The sequence below is a fragment of the Paraburkholderia strydomiana genome, assembly GCF_031456815.1.
GTDB classification, from domain to species: domain Bacteria; phylum Pseudomonadota; class Gammaproteobacteria; order Burkholderiales; family Burkholderiaceae; genus Paraburkholderia; species Paraburkholderia caledonica.
Genome location: NZ_JAVDVL010000020.1, coordinates 30,735 through 47,998, shown reverse-complemented (window position 1 = coordinate 47,998; position 17,264 = coordinate 30,735). Strand labels below are relative to the sequence as shown.

Genomic DNA, 17,264 nt, shown 5'->3' with positions numbered 1-17,264 from the left:
ACGCGATTCGGAGCGATTCACGTTGTGAAGCGCGCAACTCAAGCTCTAGGAAACTTTCCCTGCGCCAGGGAAATGCTTGCCGGCTACGCGACGATATTCGTCGACAATGAATGAACGCCTCACGGCCAACAGGCTCCTTGCACACATCACTCGGTCCATTTGAGGTGTCCCATCGCGCGTCTTTGACGGCCGGTTGGCTCGTCATAGATTTCGATTTCCACTGATGTCCCGACCTGCTTGCAGGCTTCGTTGAGGAAATCAAGAATCTCTGTTCCAACGACTTCATTGGTAAGCCGCGGGATCCCTCGCCATTGACGTGGATTTTCCGGTCTGTCGAAAAATAGCTCGATGGGATAAAACCGGACCCCTGTAAGCGCTCCGTCCTGATAGTCAGAGAATGCGACTACACTACGAAAGTTCTGTTCCGACCAGAAGATCCTCAGTCGTATCCAGTCAAGGAAATCGGCGTCGGAAGTGACCTTAGGGTCTAAAACAATTCGCTGGTCTTCCGGCAAATGTCGATTTAGAACACGCCAGATATAGCGCTCCCATTCATCAGGAGTGACGTATTCCTGTGTATTGTTTGTATAAAAGAAATTGCCGAGTGAGTGGAAAATTGGGGCGCCGTTGTGCACCTCCACGCCCCGAAGCCGGTGAGGACCATGCCCAAACAGAAGCCGCACGCCACGGTCTACGACTTCCCGGGCGAATTCCCGCGAGTATTCATCTACGTGCGTAGTGTTGTTATATAAGCCGTGATGATGCTGCGAGCCGATCAAGAAGTCCGTGAAGTGGCTCCATGACGAAATAGAAGTTGTCAGCTCACGGTAGTCATGTTCGTCGAATTCACCTGTCGGTATGATCGCCCACGGTGGCGAAAGGTTGGGATCAATCTCGACGAGGTTGCCGAGAATATTGATAACCGGTACACCGTCTATCTGAAACTCAAGTGGATTGGCGATTCCAAGTGCCTCTGCCAGTTCTTTGACTACGTTGTATGCTTCAGGACCGGCGCGGACAAACGTACGCCGACGCAAGGTGCTCACGCCCGGTCGCGCACGGATGACACCAAGCGGATTGCTCGCGGTCGAGTCGGTAACCACCTCGGTCGTCCACGACGTCATTGCAATGGCTCTACCGCCCAATTCTACAATGTCACTGGGCACCTGCGCGGGCTCCCGCGAAGAGAGGCGCGACGAACCAGTTCCGGAAATGGCAAAGCCTGCGTTTCGAAGGTATTGATTGGTCATCTCCATCCCATCCCTGCCCCAGTCTGTAGCATGATTGTTCGCTCGGGAAAGCATTCGGAGATTAAGTGCGCGAAGGCCGCGCACCGCGTCGGGATTTGTAATTAGCCAGCCAAATCCTGACAAGGCCGCTGGGTAGCCCTGAAAGGAGTTCATGTCGATGATGGAGCCCTCGTAATTTCCAACTACGAGATCAGCGGTGTGGAGAAGTTCCTGGAGCTGCCTGCAGTCGCGGTCGGTTCCCATTTGCTCAAGAAAATCGACCGTAATTATGATGTCGCCCACAGCAGCAATACTGACGTTGCCCGGTGGCAGACCACGCTTCGGCGGATTGATAACCTTTGTGTCCGGCATAACCCCTCCTGTGATGATAGAAACAGGTTAGGTCACGACATCCGAGTCTCATAGCAACATTAAGTTAAGAGCTCGATCAATTCGGTCAATTCAATTAGCATGACCAAGAACTGCGAGGCGCTCGTCCGCTCACAACGCATCGTCGCATTCCGTAACCGCGGCGAACCAGAGTACAGAATTGGAAATACCGAGGAGTGCAGCTCGTCGGCAACGCACTCCACTAGCGTTGCCGCCTTATTATTCCGGAAGTGATGCGCGGACGATCCGCAAAAACGAATCAACCAGAAACGATGACGATTCGGAATGTCTAACAAGGCTATACACACTGAGCGTCGGCGTGGTCCGCAGGAATGGCAGAATGGTGACCCGAGCATTCGTTTCTGCGATCTGCCGTGCAACAAGGACAACCGCATCGGTTTTTAGCGTGAGCGCGACGCCGAGCCCGGACGCTGTGCATAGGAGTGCCCGCAACGGAGGTTGAAGGTCGGCGTCGAGAAATGCCTGACCAATAAAGCTTTCCTGCGATCCGCTCGGGTCGGTATAGACCCATAGGGCGCCCTGCAAATCGGCCAGCGAGCCTGCGGCCGCGAGTTTTCCGTCACGATGCACTGCGAGCGAAAATTCGGTCGAAAAGAGCAACTCGCCGACCGGCTCGGCGCTCCGGTTCATGAACGAGGGAATCGCACAGAGCGCGACGTCGAGCGACCCATCGTCGAGGCGATGCGACATCTGCTCCCGCTGATATTCGAATACCTCCAGACGGATCTGAGGCATCTCGGCGACGAACTGCTCGATCACCTTCGGGCCGAGCAGGACTGAGACGGCCGGCGTGAGTCCCACCCGCAAGCGTTCCTGATGAAGGCCCCGATGAGTGCGGAGTTCTTCGTCGGCGCGGACCATTTCGGCCTGGATCGACTGCGCTCTGGGCAGCAAAATACGTCCCGCAGCCGTCAACGGCATGCCGTACGGCGTGCGCTGAAAAAGCGAAACTTCGAAGCTTTCCTCAAGTTCACGGATGGTCTTTGAAATCGCGGCGGTGGTCTTGTTGAGCCGCTCCGCAGCCTTGACGAGACTGCCGCCTTCCGCCAAGGCGAGAAAAGCGCGAAGTTGATGATTTTTCATACGGCATCCTGAGTAAGCGAGGGGCCGCGGAGCGTTCGCAGCTGAAGAAGATTACCCTGTATTGGCTACGTTCAAATTAGATCAGCAGAAGTGGGGCGGCCTCCGCATCGATCGGCCAGATCGGCCGGCGCACGTACTGGTAACGCATGGCCGAATAGTCGCGCTGTAGTGGGCCGCCGCCATCGACGAACAGCACCTCGGCGGCGATCGGGCCGAAATGCGCCATGAAATGATTGACCGACTTGACAAAAACCATTTGCTTTGCAAGCGGGTCGATACCGACCTGCGTGAACGCCTCCAGACTGAAGGCTTGGGTTCTACCCGTAGTAAGCGCGACCTCTACCTCCCCGATCCGAATGGCAGCCGCGTCTCCGCACTCGACCCGGCTATCGCCGAAGAGCTGCCACGCGCCGCGTTTCAGACCGATGACTTCGGCTACGCAATCGACTGGCGTACCCGAGGTCGGTGCGACCTTGCCCCCAATGCGCAGCGGGAGGGTTGCACCGATGCCCGCGTCGAAGCAGAGTCGCACCGCAACGGGGTCCCACACCGGTCCGAATGCCACCTTGCCGGTCTGCCGCGCGAGAAGTCGTGCAAGCACTTCGGTGTTATCGGACGGAGCGCCGCCTCCCGCGTTGTCCGTGGGATCGGCGATCACCACTGGGAACGCGGCCGAGGCGAGGCCGGCATCGATTGCCGCGTCGATGCCGAGCAGGGACGGTGCGGTCTTGCCGCGCATCGCAACCAGTTCGTTGCCCAACGTCGTGGCAAGCTCGTCGCCGAGCGGCTTCGCGTCGTTCGTGTAGACGAGGATGCGGGTACTGAGATCGGGGGAGTCGCTGTAGACAAAGCCATGCACGACGGAGATTGAGATCACTTGGTCTGACCGGCTGACCTCGATCGACTTGACGCGGTCGATGAACGCACGCATGTGAGGCGCGCTAGTCGGATACGAATCGATCTGACGACAGTCATAAAGCGAAGCGACGGGTCGCAGCCCCCGCTTCACGATGCCGGTGACAATGTCGATCAGACGGTCGGCCTGTTCGACGATATCTGTATGCGGATACTCCTTGTATAGCACGATCACGTCGCTATTCGCGAGACGCTTTTCTGTGATGAGGCAATGCGGATCGAATTCGACGCCAATCACGCATTGCTCGCCCACCAACTGGCGCACGCGCTCGATCAGGTCGCCTTCTGTGTCGGGATAGCCGAATGCAATCATGCCTCCATGCAAAGCTAGCAACACCGCATCGACGGGTAGCGCGGCGGCGAGTTGCCCGAGAATTTCGTCGCGCAGTTCTTCGTAGGCTTGACGGCTGGTCAAGCCGGCAGGCGTCGCGCGAAAGCAGCTTCCCTCGACTAGTTCGAATTCACCGGCCGCGGCGCGGCGCTGACTGGCCCATTTCAATTCGGCACCCGCGATCGGCGCGGCGGTGGGGCCTTGGCCCGGGCGCACATGCCCCTGCCGGAAGGTTTCGATACTGGTGGGCAGATTGACGAAGGAATTGGTCTCGGTTAACAGACCGGCAACAAATACTTTCATGAATAAACTCGATTCGGATGGCTGTGAACTGTAACGTTGTGAAGCGCAAAGGGGAGGACGTCGATAGCCTGTTGCCGTGACAGCGCGAGGCTGGCAACCAGCGCGCCGGTGCCGCACGCAAGCGTGAAGCCGAGCGCGCCATGGCCGGTGTTGAGCCACAGATTGCGGTAACGCGTAGGTCCGATGATGGGCTTTCCCGATGGGGTAGCCGGTCGCATGCCGGTCCACACCTCAGCTTCGTCGTAACGCGCGGCATGAGGAAGAAACGCTTCGGCCTGACGCCTGAGCACTTCTACTCGTGCGCGTTGGGAACGCGCCGCGATCGGGCCGATGTCAACCATGCCAGCAATCCGCAAGCGCTCGCCGAGCGTCGCATAGACCATCTTATGATGCGTGTCAGTGATACTAACCCGCGGCGCAGCGCCTGCCACCGAAGGCGCCGTCAGGCTATAGCCGCCCAGCGGATAGACTGGCACCCGCAAGCCGGGCAGATCGAGCAGGCGGACGCCGCCCGCGCCGAGGCATGCCACGAAGAGCTCGCCGTCTATCCTTCCGCGCGACGTATCAACCGCATCGACCGAGTCGGTGGCCGCGCGCCGCGTAACGAACGAACGAATGCTCGTATCGAACAAAAACTCTACGCCGTATCGGTCCTTCAGAACGCCGGCCAACGCCACGCAAAATGTGCGGCAGTCACCGGATTCCTCTGATGGTGTAAAAATTCCGCCCGCGAGATGGCGAACCTGTTCGCGCAGTGCAGGTTCGATCGCGGCGCATTCCGCTGGGGACACGGCATGTTGCTCGCACCCATGCGCGTTCTGAAACTCCATTTGCCGACGGGCTGCGGCAAATCCATTGGAGTCGCGATAGAGCACCAGCTTGCCGGTGTGCTCGTGGTCGAAAGCGATCCGCTCGGCTTCGGCTATTTCGTTGACGAGCTGTCGACTATAGACGCCGAGCCGCAACAGATCGACGGTGGTCTGTAGACTTGCCCGCGAGGTGCACGCCGCGAGGAATGCGAGACACCAGCGCCATTGCACGGGATCCAACGCTGGCTTGAACCGCAACGGCGAATGACGATCCATCAGCAACGATGGAAGCTTACCGATGACAGAAGGCTCTGCGAGCGGCGCAACATAGCTGTAACTGAGCTGGCCGCCGTTGGCGAAGCTCGTCTCAGCGCCAGCCTCGGCGTGCCGTTCGATGACCGTAACATCGTGCCCTTCACGGGCGAAAAAATACGCGGTTGTGATGCCGGTTATTCCAGCACCTAGGATGAAAACCTTCATTGCGGTTCGTCTTCGATCAGATCATGTGAATTCGCCCATTGGGGGCAATTAACCTGGAATGGCGGGTGACGCGGGACACTCTGTCAGTGACGGTGCAACTCGTGCGTTTTGCCGCGTCTGGAATGAATAGCTGAGATCCATCAACGTCTGCTCGGCGAACGGTGCACCAACGAACGACACTCCGATTGGCAAACCGCCCCTGCAAAATCCTGCTGGCATCGTCAACTCTGGCAGGCCCGCTGCGGTGGCGAGATAGGACGGCACCATCGGATTACCGTCGAATTGGAGCGCGCTCGGATTGAATTGGTCGAAGCGTGGCGCCGCGACGGACAGGTGCGTGGGAAAGAACAGTGCCGAAATCCCCCCATCGAACCAGTCGCGCACCGACGCGCGGAACGCCTCGAGACGTTGGATCAGTGCGGCTAACACGGTGGCATCGAGCTGCGCAAGCTGGAGCGCGGGGTACAGCAGCTTTTCGAACGTCGCGGGGTTGACGTCACGTCCGTTCGTGGCCGAATCATGCGCCGCCAGACGGGCGATGATGTCGCTCAGCGACTTCGGAGAATCCGCCGGACATTTCTCGAGGTACCGTGCAATCTCTGCGGCAAATTGCGCGCCGGCCAACGGTGCGAGGGTATCGCGCATCAGAGTGGCCAAGTCGGTGCTCAACGTCACCCGTTCGATAATCGCGCCCGCGGCGCGAAGCGTCGCAATTGCCGAATTGAACGTTGAAGCGACATCGGGATGGCCGACAGGCAATCCGTCGAGTACGCCGATACGGGCATCCTTGATCGCCGACGCATCCAGCGCTTCGCGATAGCTTACGTGAGTTGGCCGTACGACAGGCTGTGCGTGGTGAGCAGTATTTTCGCATGCGACGAGCGCATTCATCAGGAGCGGCAGGTCTTCGACCCATCGGCTCATTGGTCCTACGGTATCGAAGATCGAAGCGAGCGGCACCACGCCGTTGCAGCTGAGCAGCCCATGTGTCGGCCTCAGCGCGGCGATACCGGTCACACTGGCTGGGCCACGCACCGAACCGAACGTGTCGGTGCCCAACGCGGCCGCGGCGAAGCATGTCGTAACCGCGGCGGCACTGCCGCTGCTCGATCCGCTTGCATCGCGACCCAGGTCATAGGGATTCACCGTCAGTCCCGCTGCCGAGCTGTAACCCGGGCGGCCGTTGGAACTGGCGAACTCCGACATATTGGTCTTACCGAGCACGATTGCCCCTGCGCGCCTCAGCGCCGCGACCACGTCAGCATCGCGCTCGGGTAAACACCTTTCGAGTGCTACCGATCCCGCCGTCGTTGTGAGCCCGGCAACATCGATGTTGTCCTTGACCAGTAGCGGTACGCCATGCAGCCGCCCGCGCGCGCCGTGCGTCGCGCGCTCGCGGTCAAGCGCTGCCGCGTCATCGAGCGCGCCGGCGGTGAGCGTGCTCACCGCGTTGACGCGGGGACCCGCGTGATCGAGTTCGGCGATGCGTCGCTGATAGTAGCGGACGAGTTCCACTGACGAGGTAGCTCCGCTGTCGAGCGCGGAAGCGATCTCAGCCAGGTTTTTTTCGAGGGGACAAAACGTTACGGTCATAGCGTCTGCTTTAAACGTGGTTCTGGATCGTAGTGGAAGCGGGCTGTTGCTTCGTGTCGAAATTGCAGGTAAGCGCAACGATGAACGCCATGACGCCGGCGCCAATCAACAAATAAAACGCGGACAGGTACGATCCATGATTCAGCGTGATGAGGTGTCCCATCGCAACCGGCGCAACGGCACCCGCAATCTGGCCACCGAAATTGATGATCCCGATGGTTCGGCCGACGTTTTCACGAGGAAATTGTTTGAGCGGAATTGCAAATACCGTTGCATACACCACGACATACGAAACCATGCACAAAGTCCAAAAAACAATGAGCGCCGGCAGCGAGGTGGTCGTCGTCATCAGCGCGAGGAACAGTGCGCTCAGCAGCGCTCCGCCCGCAAGGAAGGGTTTGAGCACGCGGGGACCGCTGCGGTCAATAAGATAGCCAGTCGCAATCGTGCCTAGAAAGGCCGCGGCGAACGGGACTGCCGATACCATGCCGATGTGCAGGATGTCGATTCCGTGCACACGCAACAGATACGACGGCATCCACGATTGCAAGCCGAGCGAGATGATGCACGAGCCGAACCAGATAGCGGCGATGCGCCACAGCAGCGTCGAGCCAGCGATCTCGCGCCATGTCGACCTGCCGCCGGCGGCAACTGAGCCCGCTTCCGCGCGCGACCGCGAGGGAAGCGCAAAGAACAGCGAGACCGCCACGAGCAAGCCAAGCGCACCGAGCAACGGAAACGTAAGGCGCCAGCCGTAGTGATAGATCGTCCATCCAACCAGCGCGGTGCCAACCGCACTGCCAAGAAACGCCGTGCTGGACATTAGCGACTGCGCCCTGCCCCGTACTTCCTGCGGGAACGTCTCGGCGACCGCGCTGGCATTGGCCGGCGAGAAGCTCCCTTCGCCGACGCCGAACAACATCCGGAACGCAACGAGCGACGCGAGAGACCATGCCGTCCCGGTCAGCGCGGTAAACACCGACCAGACGAGTAGGCAACCGACGAGTACCTTGCGCGAACCGTGACGGTCGGCCAGCCAGCCGCCGCCCAATTGCATGAGCGCATACGTAACGTAGAAAGCTCCAAGTACATAGCCTTTTTCCGTGTCACTCAAAGCAAACTCTTTCGCGATGGGAATGATGGCCGTTCCAATGACGATGCGATCGGCGTAGGCAACGAACCACGCGATAAAAAGCGCGACGAGAACAGCTGACTGACGAGTGCGTGAAATCTGCGCCTGCATGGAGAATCTGTCCAAAACGCGGCAAGCGCGCGAGATCCCCTGGATGAACCCGGACAAAGCGCCGCTGACCTGATTGATATGAAGCCACCAATATGAGTCAAGGAAAAAAGTCCGGGTATCGAAACGATATACGGGGGCTCAACTTTTGGTTAACTAGCGTTTGACCAACGCACCGGAAGCTAAGGGGAGCAAAAACAATTCGATTGCGGGCTATTTTTGGGGTTCGGATAGTGGTGTCGTGCTTTTTTCGGAAAGCATCGAACCGTTTTCATCCTATTCATAGAATCCATCCATGCCCGCACGCAATGATCGTTTCCCAAGTCGACATATTGATCGACTGGTTTCAGCTTTTCGTCCCTTTCGTTTCGAGACGCCGCGCCTATGTACCGCGAGGGTCGCCGTCAAGGTCGCAGCGTCTCTCGCCCTCGGTACGTCGGCGCATCCCGGTTGGGCCGCCGATACGTTTCTCTCGGATTATTTTGTCGGCGTACCCTACGCGACCTCTGCTGCCTACACGCCAGGCTTGACGTTGTATGGCGTCGTCGATGAGGCGATCGGTTATATGAAGGGCGGGCAAACATCGTTTGTGCAGCAAAGCAGCGGCGAGTGGACCTCGAAGTTCGGTCTCTACGGAGTCGAGGATCTCGGCGGGCAATATACCGTTAGATTCGCCCTCGAGAACGGCTTTAACGCGGCCAACGGTCAGTTGGGAACCGCCAATACGATTTTCAATCGCGAGGCTTGGGTTGCAATCGGCTCGCGCGGTACCGGCGAACTGAAGTTTGGCCTTCAAGACGATGTCGGTGTTCCGCTATTCGTCGACGTATTCGGGCAGGTGGGGTCTGTGTCCGCAGTCGCTTATCTGACTGCGTGGACATATGATCTCGGTCCAGGCGCAAGTTATCAACCGAGCCGTCTATCCAATGCGGTCAGTTACTCGACGCCCTGGTTCGGACCGCTCAATGCGCAACTAGCTATATCACTGGCTGGCGCAGGGACGGCCGCGCCGACGGTTACGACCCGCTCCATCGCGCTCAACTACTATGACGGCCATCTTCTCGGAACACTGGCCTACGTCGGCAACTATGGTCTCAACGCGTTGACGACTTCATCTTATGTGCGCACGGATAATTTTGCGGCCGGCGTCCTCTACGACGCAAAAAACTATGTGCTGTCGGCGGGTTATAGCTTTTTGGCTCCCCGCCTTGCCGGCGACCGGGTCGCATCGCTGTACACGGCCGGTGCCCTGTATCGCTATCAGCAACGTAACGACTTTCGTGCCGAACTGGCCTATCGCACAGTTGGCGGATACTCCGATCGCTCCCTTGGGGTGACGCTCGGGTACGACTACAACCTCTCTAAACGCACCGCTGTATACGTGCGTGGCTCCGTAATCCGCAATACGGGCTCTGTGTCGGGTTATGGTCGTTACCTTGGCATGCAGCCGACGGTCAATAACATCAACAACTCTTATGTTGGGGAGAACGGCGTGACGGAAAACTATCAGGCTCCGCATGTTGTGCTAGTCGGCCTTTACCACAAGTTCTGAAAGCGGTTCCGAACAGCGCCTGAGGCTGGCCAATTTAGTCGGGATACAAATTTCTTTCCATCGTTTCGGCGGCGACCTTGTTAGAGAAAGGGAAAATGAAATGAAAGCGACTAAACTTAAGAGCTTGACACTCGCTCCGCTAATTGTTCTTTTCAGTTGCTATCTCCACGCGGTGGAGAAGAACGTCTCGGATGCCGCGCCCGGCATGTCGTCTGCTCTGGTCGTGAAAGACAAGACGTTAACGGACCAGCAACTGCGCGCTTCGGTAAAGAGTGCCTTGAAAAGCGCACGTCAGCACGGACTCAAATCGACATATTTACGGGTGCGCGTGACACACGGTGTCGTAACGTTGACCGGCGTGGTCCGCGATCCGCAGCAAATCGATCTTGCGAAGCAGGCCGCTAGCGGTGTCAAAGGGGTTACCGACGTCAGGTCGAAACTGGTTGTCAGGAATGTTGCGCCATTGAAGGACAATCAGTAAGGGCACGATACAGACTCCATATTTCCGGCGAGTTCGAGCGGCGCAGCATCGGCCGTCCCTTGTTTCTACCGCTCGGAGATCGCGAATTCGGTTACGGTGCTATCCCATACAGAGTCGGCAAGGCCCCGTTTCGTCGCTATTCCGAGTGCACCCCGATCGGATGGCTTGCGACGGCAAGGACGGAATCTCAGGCGTCCAAGCTCCTCTCGTATAAACGTCGCCTCGGGAATCGTGATTGATAAAACCAGCATAATGCTGTGAACCGGCCGGTCTGTCGAACATGTCAATCTTCTCAACATCCTGTGCGATATCGGATTCAATTCTAAAAAAGTTCCGATCGAATTGGTCGTTCAAAGCAACGACCTTTTCAGGTGGATCCCCAAGAGCGGAGATTGTCCCCCACTATGCCGTCGTATGCTCAGAGCAGTCCTCATATCGGCATTGCCGCGTGGCTGGTCGGCACGCTCATCGCCACCGGCAACCGGACAGTCAATTCGGGATCGTAGATGACGACTGTTGCGCGCAGTTGTAAATTGATACAGTTTGCGTCTGAAGCTGTATCAACTTAATGGGATGGACGCCCCCACCCGATGCGGCGTCGATGTGCCAGAGTGGCGCTCCCCTCGGGTAAAGTGGTTGCTTGCGGCTTCGATACGATGCCGTCGGACCTTCAATTACGGAGCCCCGAACCCTGATGCGATGCGCCGCAAGTTCGGCGAGCATCAGCGTGGGGAGATTGGTGTTTGCGCTCGTAATGGCAGGCATCACGGATGCATCGACCACAAAGAGGTTTCGAATCCCGTGCACGCGAAACTCGTCATCGACCACCGCCATGGGGTCATCTGCATTGCCCATCGAACACGTGCCGACCGGGTGGCCCATCGGGCAGATCGACGACAGAAGCTCGTCCATCCGAGATTTGCCACCCACCACGGGTATACACAGCGGGCTTCCCGCTGTTGAACGCGCGACCCCAAATATCGCTCGTCGGACGGGGCCGGGTGAATTGGCGGCCATTTCCGCTGCCATCGCCAGCACTTTTCCAGCGAGCCCGGGACCGTTGAACTGCTTCATGGAAAGATCGCGCCGCGCTTTAGCGCCAGTTCCGATCCGGACTGACGATTATTTCGCCCATCGTCAGTTTGTCGACGAACTGGCGCGAAGCGAACTGATCTGCAATACGATGCGCCTTACACCTGCATATAGCTGTATTGAAGACATTCTGGGCAGAGAGATTCTTGACGCCCTTTCGGGACGAATCTCGCATGATCAGGCATTGCGCACTGCTTAAGCCGAAGTTCCGGATCGTTTGGACTCGGTACCACACCATTAGATCGGCATACGCTGCGATGTCGTGCTCAGGTCGCCCTCCTGAAGGCCGCCAGAGCGGCAACAACCATCGCCTGGCCTCGACCATGCTTTTGGCCCCCTCGGTGCTTTCCCTACCTATCTGTCACTTTTGCACCAATCGTGGCAGTGAGCACCCTTAAATGTCCGATCTGGATCTTTGGGCCATTGGTACCACCTACGACAGCGACTAATCTACGCCATACAAAAGGAAACGGTCTCTCAATGGCGAACAGGGCATCAACGAGTCGTGCGGATAAGGGGCTGCGCTGATAAGCCTCCTGGCAGCAGCAGGGAACAACTTATCGATTCGCAGCATCATTTCTCGGTCGGAACGTCTTGTAGATAGCATCGTCTTTTGAATAACTAAATTTGACAAGTACTTCGGTGCACCAATCAATAAATAAAATTTTGTGATGCCTATAGAAGGCCATCAACCAAGGAGACGGTTTGATGTACAAAAATGGAACTTTAATTCCGAAACTGATTGCTATCGCTACGGGTGTTCTGCTCAGCGGAGGAATCGCTCACGCACAAAGCAGCGTAACGCTTTACGGCGTGGTGGACTCCGGCCTCATATACACCAAGTCACCGGGTTACAAGGGGGCAATTCAAGCAAACGACAGCGGTCTTTCGCCGTCGCTATTCGGCCTCACGGGTAAGGAGGATCTGGGTGGTGGTCTCAAGCCTGTATTCAGGCTTGAGGGCGGCTTCAGCGCAACCTATGGCGGCTTCGCCCATTCGAACGAACACTTCCTTGCCCGTAATGCCTACGTGGGACTTGAAGGCAATTTCGGTACCGCCCTAGCCAGTCTCCAGTATTCGCCGTTCTTCCTCAGGATGTACGAGACCGACCCACGCAGTGCCGTTCAGTTCGGTAGCGCCGTCATGCCCTACATCGACAACGTCTATGGCACGGGCTTCGCCAATTCAAATGCCTTGTCGTACACGACCCCAAAGCTCTGGGGTCTGCAAGGCAGCGTCACGGTCGCGCTCGGCGGCACTGCCGAGGACTTCCAGACCGGACGTCAATTTCTGCGAGCCTGAAGTATGACAACGGGACGCTGATGCTCATGGCCGCCTATCACAATGGCAATAACGGCAGGAATGTCGATACATCGATATCGACGACGGTTGACTTCCTGGGCCGAATGATTGGTGCATCCTACAAGACTGGCCCGGTCACTGTGAAGGCGTCCGCGACATACAAGGTGGCCGCGTCGCCCGGAAATCTTGCGCTCGGCCTTGATCCGCACAACAACTACGTCTATGCGGCCAGACTCGATGATCAGGCACTTCCGCAACTCGACCCCAGTACCGGCGCTTACTACATCAGAGACAAAAACGACTCGAACAATCATTCGGTCACGACCGAGCTGGGTGCAAGCTATTTCCTCTCGAAACGTACAACCCTCTATGCGCAACTTGGCTTCATCGACAATCACGGCACAGAAAACGGCGGGTTGACGGTCATCAATAAACTACCCCAACCAGGCCGGAAACACTTACGCAACCAGCGTCGGCGTCTGGCATACCTTCTAACTCTCGAGTTATTCCAATCGTTCGCCAGAGGTCTCTGGTCGAGACCAGCGGCCCGCTACTTTCAAATCAAGCGCAGCTCAGGTCAGAACAAAGCTGGCGTAAAAGTCATCCATATGGAGACGTGAATGAGTCGCTCACATTGGTCGGTGGTTTCGGCTACTTTTCTGTGTCTCTTTGTCGGCGCTTCATCCCTATTGGTTTTCACCCTCGGAAACTACATGCGTGCCTGGGGCGCTGAATTTGGCTGGTCCAGAGGACTGATTTCTGCAGCATACTCAGTCTCCGCAATCTCGATGGTCGTCACGACTCCGATATTCGGTTACCTGATTGATCGATTCGGTATCCGGCGTATCACTTTGCCGGGAATATGCATTGCCGCCGCCGCAATAGCAGCCTTGGCATTGAATAACGGAACTTCGCTCCTTCTTTTTGTTCTTTATACTCTCTCCGGCGCCCTTACGGTCCCACTTACCGCTCTCCCCTACAGCAAGGCGATCTCAAACCACTTCGAAAAGCGGCGCGGGTTGGCACTAGGAATTGCGACCTTCGGCGGGTCAGTCGGGGCGGCGATCGTTCCTCAAGTGGTCCAACACGTCATTGACACTCACGGTTGGCGCGAAGCGTACCTCGCGTCTGCCGTTGCGGTCCTTGTCATCGGATTCGTGCCGGCGTTTTTCTTACTGAGTGACGGAGTGCCGACAGCTGCACCTGGCCTAGACCAGGTCACCGTCGGTTACAGCGCCGCTGAGGGACGTCGGCAATGGCGTTTATGGGCGATCTGTCTCGCGTTCCTGCTGGCTGTCTCGGGCGCATCAGGTACCGTCACCCAGATCGTCCCGTTACTCGTCGATCGCGGCTTCGACGCCCAGTCGGCAACACGCATGCTGGCGGTCTTCGCGACGGGCAGTGCCGTGGCGCGAATTTTCGGCGGCGCGATTCTAGACTATTTTTTCGCCCCCTTCGTTGCTGCCGTGTGCTTTGTGAGCGCCGGTATCGGCATATCTCTCTTTGCCTGGTCGTCCGGACTGTGGATGATCATTCTTGGCACGTTTCTGTGCGGTGTCTCTATCGGCATTGAATATGACCTCTTGCCATTCATCATCAGTCGATACGTCGGCATGCGCGCTTACGGCGAGCTGGTCGGATATGCATACATGGCGTTCGTTCTGGGCACAGGCATGGTCGGCCCGCTCACGATGGGCTATTCATACACCTACTTCCACACCTATCACCCTGCACTGGTCGGCTTTTCCATACTTATGCTTTGTGCCGCGGCGCTCATGCTGACGATTGGGAAGTATCGCTTTCCTGCGCCTTCGGAGGATAAGCGCCTCACGCCCATCGCTGACCTCGCCAAGACAGGCTTGAAAGAAAATCGGTATTGATGACGGCACATCAAGCACGCTGAATCATACAGCGAGGTTCAGCGCAGACTGGATGTCGCGGGAAGTCACATTTGCCTTGGAGTTCTGCGCCGTCGTACATCGCAAGGTTGGCTCTCTCGCCGGCGAACGGCGACATCAGCAACTGGCGGCGCTGAACCTGCGGCTTGCGCGCTGCGACAAGCAGATCGCCCACTGACGACAGAAGCAGTGACGTCGCGAGACGCGCCAGCGAACTGCTCGGCATCGGTCCGGTGACCTCCAGCGCGCTGGCTGCGACCGTTCCGGATGCAAAGATCGCGGCTGGGACACATCAGCCTGAGAGGCGATGTCTATCTGCGCACGCTGCTCGTTCAGGGCACCCGAAGTACGTTGCAGTCGGCACTGCGTACGGACCCCGCGCACGCGAGCCGCCTGCTACGATGGACCAGGCAGCTCCATGAACGCAAGGGCTATCACAAGACGCTGATTGCGATTGCAAACAAACACGCCCGCATGTTGTGGGCGATGCTCGCCAAAGGCGAGCGTTACGATGCCGATGCATGGCAGCGCTACTCGCTGCATCCACGGTTACCGCCCGCTGCCGTATGACCGATTGACCTGCAATTCACTACTGCTCGACGCGATAGCAAGACGAGGTCGGACCGAACGGGAGAAGAACCCGACGATTCTGTTGGCGAGTCATTACCGCATAAGGCTCAACGTCCTATGCCAGTTCGCCGGTTTTCAAATAGGGTTCTCCTGCGCGGCTCATATCGTGGCCCGCCCGATCCGCTTCGGGCAACAAGGCCGTTTGCAAAGACGCAGTCTGTTCCTGGTATTGCTTCGAACTGTAAGAGCAGAAGTCACCAACAGGAGAGATATATGAGTCCACCAGCGTCACGCACGGATTGCCGACGCTGCGCATCTCTAGGGCGCCGAAAATCGAACCCGGAGCTTGACCCTCCGAGGAAGTCCTTGCAACAGAATCGGTCGGACCGCGTCAGTCCACTCCCGAGACTCATCGCTCGGAAGCGGTCACTGGAATCAGCGGCCCGCAAGCGGCCGTTGGCGACCTCACCCAATCGGCCAGGAGCCGCCGGTCGAGGCCTCCATCCAACGTGAATAGTCAAGGTTTCGTCCGCCCTCGCTCAATGACCGGTTTCCGGCGAGCGAATTACCAGAGGTAATGCCTCAACGCGGCCACAACCGGTCGGTCGACATCGCTGGCTGGATCGTTGACAATGCCGGCTGTGGCCAACGTCGAGATCGGAAGAATGGATAAGAACCGAGCGTTTCTGCTGCCGTTTGGAATCGACCTAAGGGTTGAAGACGGAATCGTAAGTATCGAATCTAACTTGCCGGAAGCACTACCTAGCTTGAGCAAGCGGAGCGCCTGACCCTGTGGGCAATTGTCGAGCGTGACTGCGCACTGTCATCGCTCACCACCGACGATGCGATCGCGTACCGCGGCTTTCTGCACGACAAGGCACCCGCCGCGCCACGGCTACCGCCCTCGCCATGCACGCGCACGTGGTGTATCCGCACGTATTCCGCGATACGCATGTAGGGAACCAGCGCACGAAAACCGAAGGGCCTGCCGTCCGGATGCGGCAGCATTGCCCTTTCGATGCAGCGGTAGAGTTGCCGGCGATTCACACCGGTCGCCTGTTCGATTGTCGCAACTGACTCCCCGGCCGCGAAACGCACCACGGCCTGTCGACGCGCTTCGAAATCGCGCCGTGCGGCTTCATCGAGTTCCGCGCTGGTAACGGTCGGCCAAGTGCCGACGTGGATCGACTGAAAACCGGGTCGGCGGCGGTTCATGGCTGCGCGTCCAAAGCCGTGAACGACGTGAGCAGAGACAGCGGTTGTGTCCGAAGCTCCGGTGCACCGACACGTCCGTTGTGCAGCAGGCCAAACACGGCCGTGCGTACCAGTACCGGATCTCCGGTCGAAAACTCTCGCTCGATGTCGAGCAACCTTCGAGGCTCCTTCACGAAGCGCGCGATCGCCTGCGGCAACGTCGACGGAACGAGATCCCGGTTGGCAACCAGGCACGGCAACATGCGCTGCCAATTCTCAATCCAGATTCGCGCGGCAGCCAGTTCGGCCTGCGCAACCCGCCGAATCGTACAGGTGTCCGCGTCGAGAACCCGATCTGGCTTCGTCACATCGACTTCGGAAAATCGATCATCAAGGATAACTAATTCATTCCGATCAACGTAACGAGCCAGAAAGTCTGCGAGTCGCTTGTGCCGGTCAATCTGTATGTAACCCGGCCGTTCACAGAAGGCGATGACCGACGGATCGGCTTCGAGCAACACCCACTGCGCAACCAGGGCGCGCCGATAAAACGTCATCCGGCGTGCGCACAAGATCAACAGCTTACGGACGGAATTCGAAGTGTAGGAGGCGAACTGACGAATTTAATACGGACATGCGCCAATTGACGCTTTTATTACGATTCAACGCAATATAAAAGTGTCAACCGGCGAGCGCCACGCCGCGTCATTGCTAGTTCGGGGCGTTGACGCTTTTATTACGGTCTACGACTGAGCGTCCTCCCGAGGTTCAGACCGAGACT

General features: G+C 57.9%; 14 protein-coding genes and 1 pseudogene. 7 read left to right on the top strand and 8 right to left on the bottom strand.

All coding sequences use genetic code 11. The features are described 5' to 3' along the window. Positions 1-146: 146 nt before the first annotated feature. The 6 genes from J2W46_RS32120 to J2W46_RS32095 form a co-directional block, all read right to left on the bottom strand. Positions 147-1,601, bottom strand: coding sequence for a CapA family protein (locus J2W46_RS32120; RefSeq protein ID WP_310359616.1), 1,455 nt, complete (start codon positions 1,599-1,601; stop codon positions 147-149). Between the two features lie 237 nt (positions 1,602-1,838). After that, complete coding sequence (locus J2W46_RS32115; RefSeq protein ID WP_310359613.1) at positions 1,839-2,723, bottom strand: LysR family transcriptional regulator; 885 nt, start codon at positions 2,721-2,723, stop codon at positions 1,839-1,841. A gap of 76 nt (positions 2,724-2,799) precedes the next feature. After that, positions 2,800-4,272, bottom strand: coding sequence for a M81 family metallopeptidase (locus J2W46_RS32110; protein WP_310359611.1), 1,473 nt, complete (start codon positions 4,270-4,272; stop codon positions 2,800-2,802). Next, positions 4,269-5,561 carry a D-amino acid dehydrogenase gene (locus J2W46_RS32105; protein ID WP_310359608.1) on the bottom strand — a complete coding sequence of 431 codons (1,293 nt, stop codon included), beginning with the start codon at positions 5,559-5,561 and terminating at the stop codon, positions 4,269-4,271. The genes J2W46_RS32110 and J2W46_RS32105 overlap by 4 nt, the downstream gene beginning before the upstream one ends. 48 nt (positions 5,562-5,609) lie before the next feature. Beyond that, entirely contained in the window at positions 5,610-7,154 is a 1,545-nt protein-coding gene (locus J2W46_RS32100) for an amidase (RefSeq protein ID WP_310359606.1), read from the bottom strand. Between the two features lie 10 nt (positions 7,155-7,164). Continuing rightward, complete coding sequence (locus J2W46_RS32095; protein ID WP_374726900.1) at positions 7,165-8,397, bottom strand: MFS transporter; 1,233 nt, start codon at positions 8,395-8,397, stop codon at positions 7,165-7,167. 292 nt (positions 8,398-8,689) lie between these two features. Here J2W46_RS32095 and J2W46_RS32090 point away from each other — a divergent pair, with 292 nt between their 5' ends. Both J2W46_RS32090 and J2W46_RS32085 read left to right on the top strand, forming a co-directional pair. Then, a complete protein-coding gene (locus J2W46_RS32090; RefSeq protein WP_310359600.1) occupies positions 8,690-9,946 on the top strand; it encodes a porin in 1,257 nt (418 codons plus the stop codon). 100 nt (positions 9,947-10,046) lie between these two features. Continuing rightward, positions 10,047-10,427 carry a BON domain-containing protein gene (locus tag J2W46_RS32085; RefSeq protein WP_310359597.1) on the top strand — a complete coding sequence of 127 codons (381 nt, stop codon included), beginning with the start codon at positions 10,047-10,049 and terminating at the stop codon, positions 10,425-10,427. A 489-nt stretch (positions 10,428-10,916) separates the two neighbouring features. Here the strand turns inward: J2W46_RS32085 and J2W46_RS34470 are convergent, their stop codons facing one another. Beyond that, a complete protein-coding gene (locus J2W46_RS34470) occupies positions 10,917-11,501 on the bottom strand; it encodes a GMC oxidoreductase (protein ID WP_374726899.1) in 585 nt (194 codons plus the stop codon). Positions 11,502-12,227: 726 nt separating this feature from the next. Here J2W46_RS34470 and J2W46_RS32075 point away from each other — a divergent pair. The 5 genes and pseudogenes from J2W46_RS32075 to J2W46_RS32055 all read left to right on the top strand — a co-directional run. Continuing rightward, complete coding sequence (locus J2W46_RS32075; protein WP_310359594.1) at positions 12,228-12,821, top strand: porin; 594 nt, start codon at positions 12,228-12,230, stop codon at positions 12,819-12,821. Between the two features lie 26 nt (positions 12,822-12,847). Then, entirely contained in the window at positions 12,848-13,441 is a 594-nt protein-coding gene (locus J2W46_RS32070) for a porin (protein WP_310359590.1), read from the top strand. Further along, complete coding sequence (locus tag J2W46_RS32065; protein ID WP_310359587.1) at positions 13,442-14,701, top strand: MFS transporter; 1,260 nt, start codon at positions 13,442-13,444, stop codon at positions 14,699-14,701. A 285-nt stretch (positions 14,702-14,986) separates the two neighbouring features. Then, on the top strand, positions 14,987-15,289 hold the full coding sequence (locus J2W46_RS32060) for a hypothetical protein (protein ID WP_310359584.1): 303 nt from the start codon (positions 14,987-14,989) through the stop codon (positions 15,287-15,289). A 769-nt stretch (positions 15,290-16,058) separates the two neighbouring features. Continuing rightward, positions 16,059-16,199 (top strand): annotated as a pseudogene (locus tag J2W46_RS32055) (phage integrase family protein); the annotation flags it as partial. Between the two features lie 301 nt (positions 16,200-16,500). On the opposite strand, the gene J2W46_RS32050 reads toward J2W46_RS32055, so the two are convergent. Further along, entirely contained in the window at positions 16,501-17,040 is a 540-nt protein-coding gene (locus J2W46_RS32050) for a hypothetical protein (protein WP_310359581.1), read from the bottom strand. Positions 17,041-17,264: the final 224 nt, after the last annotated feature.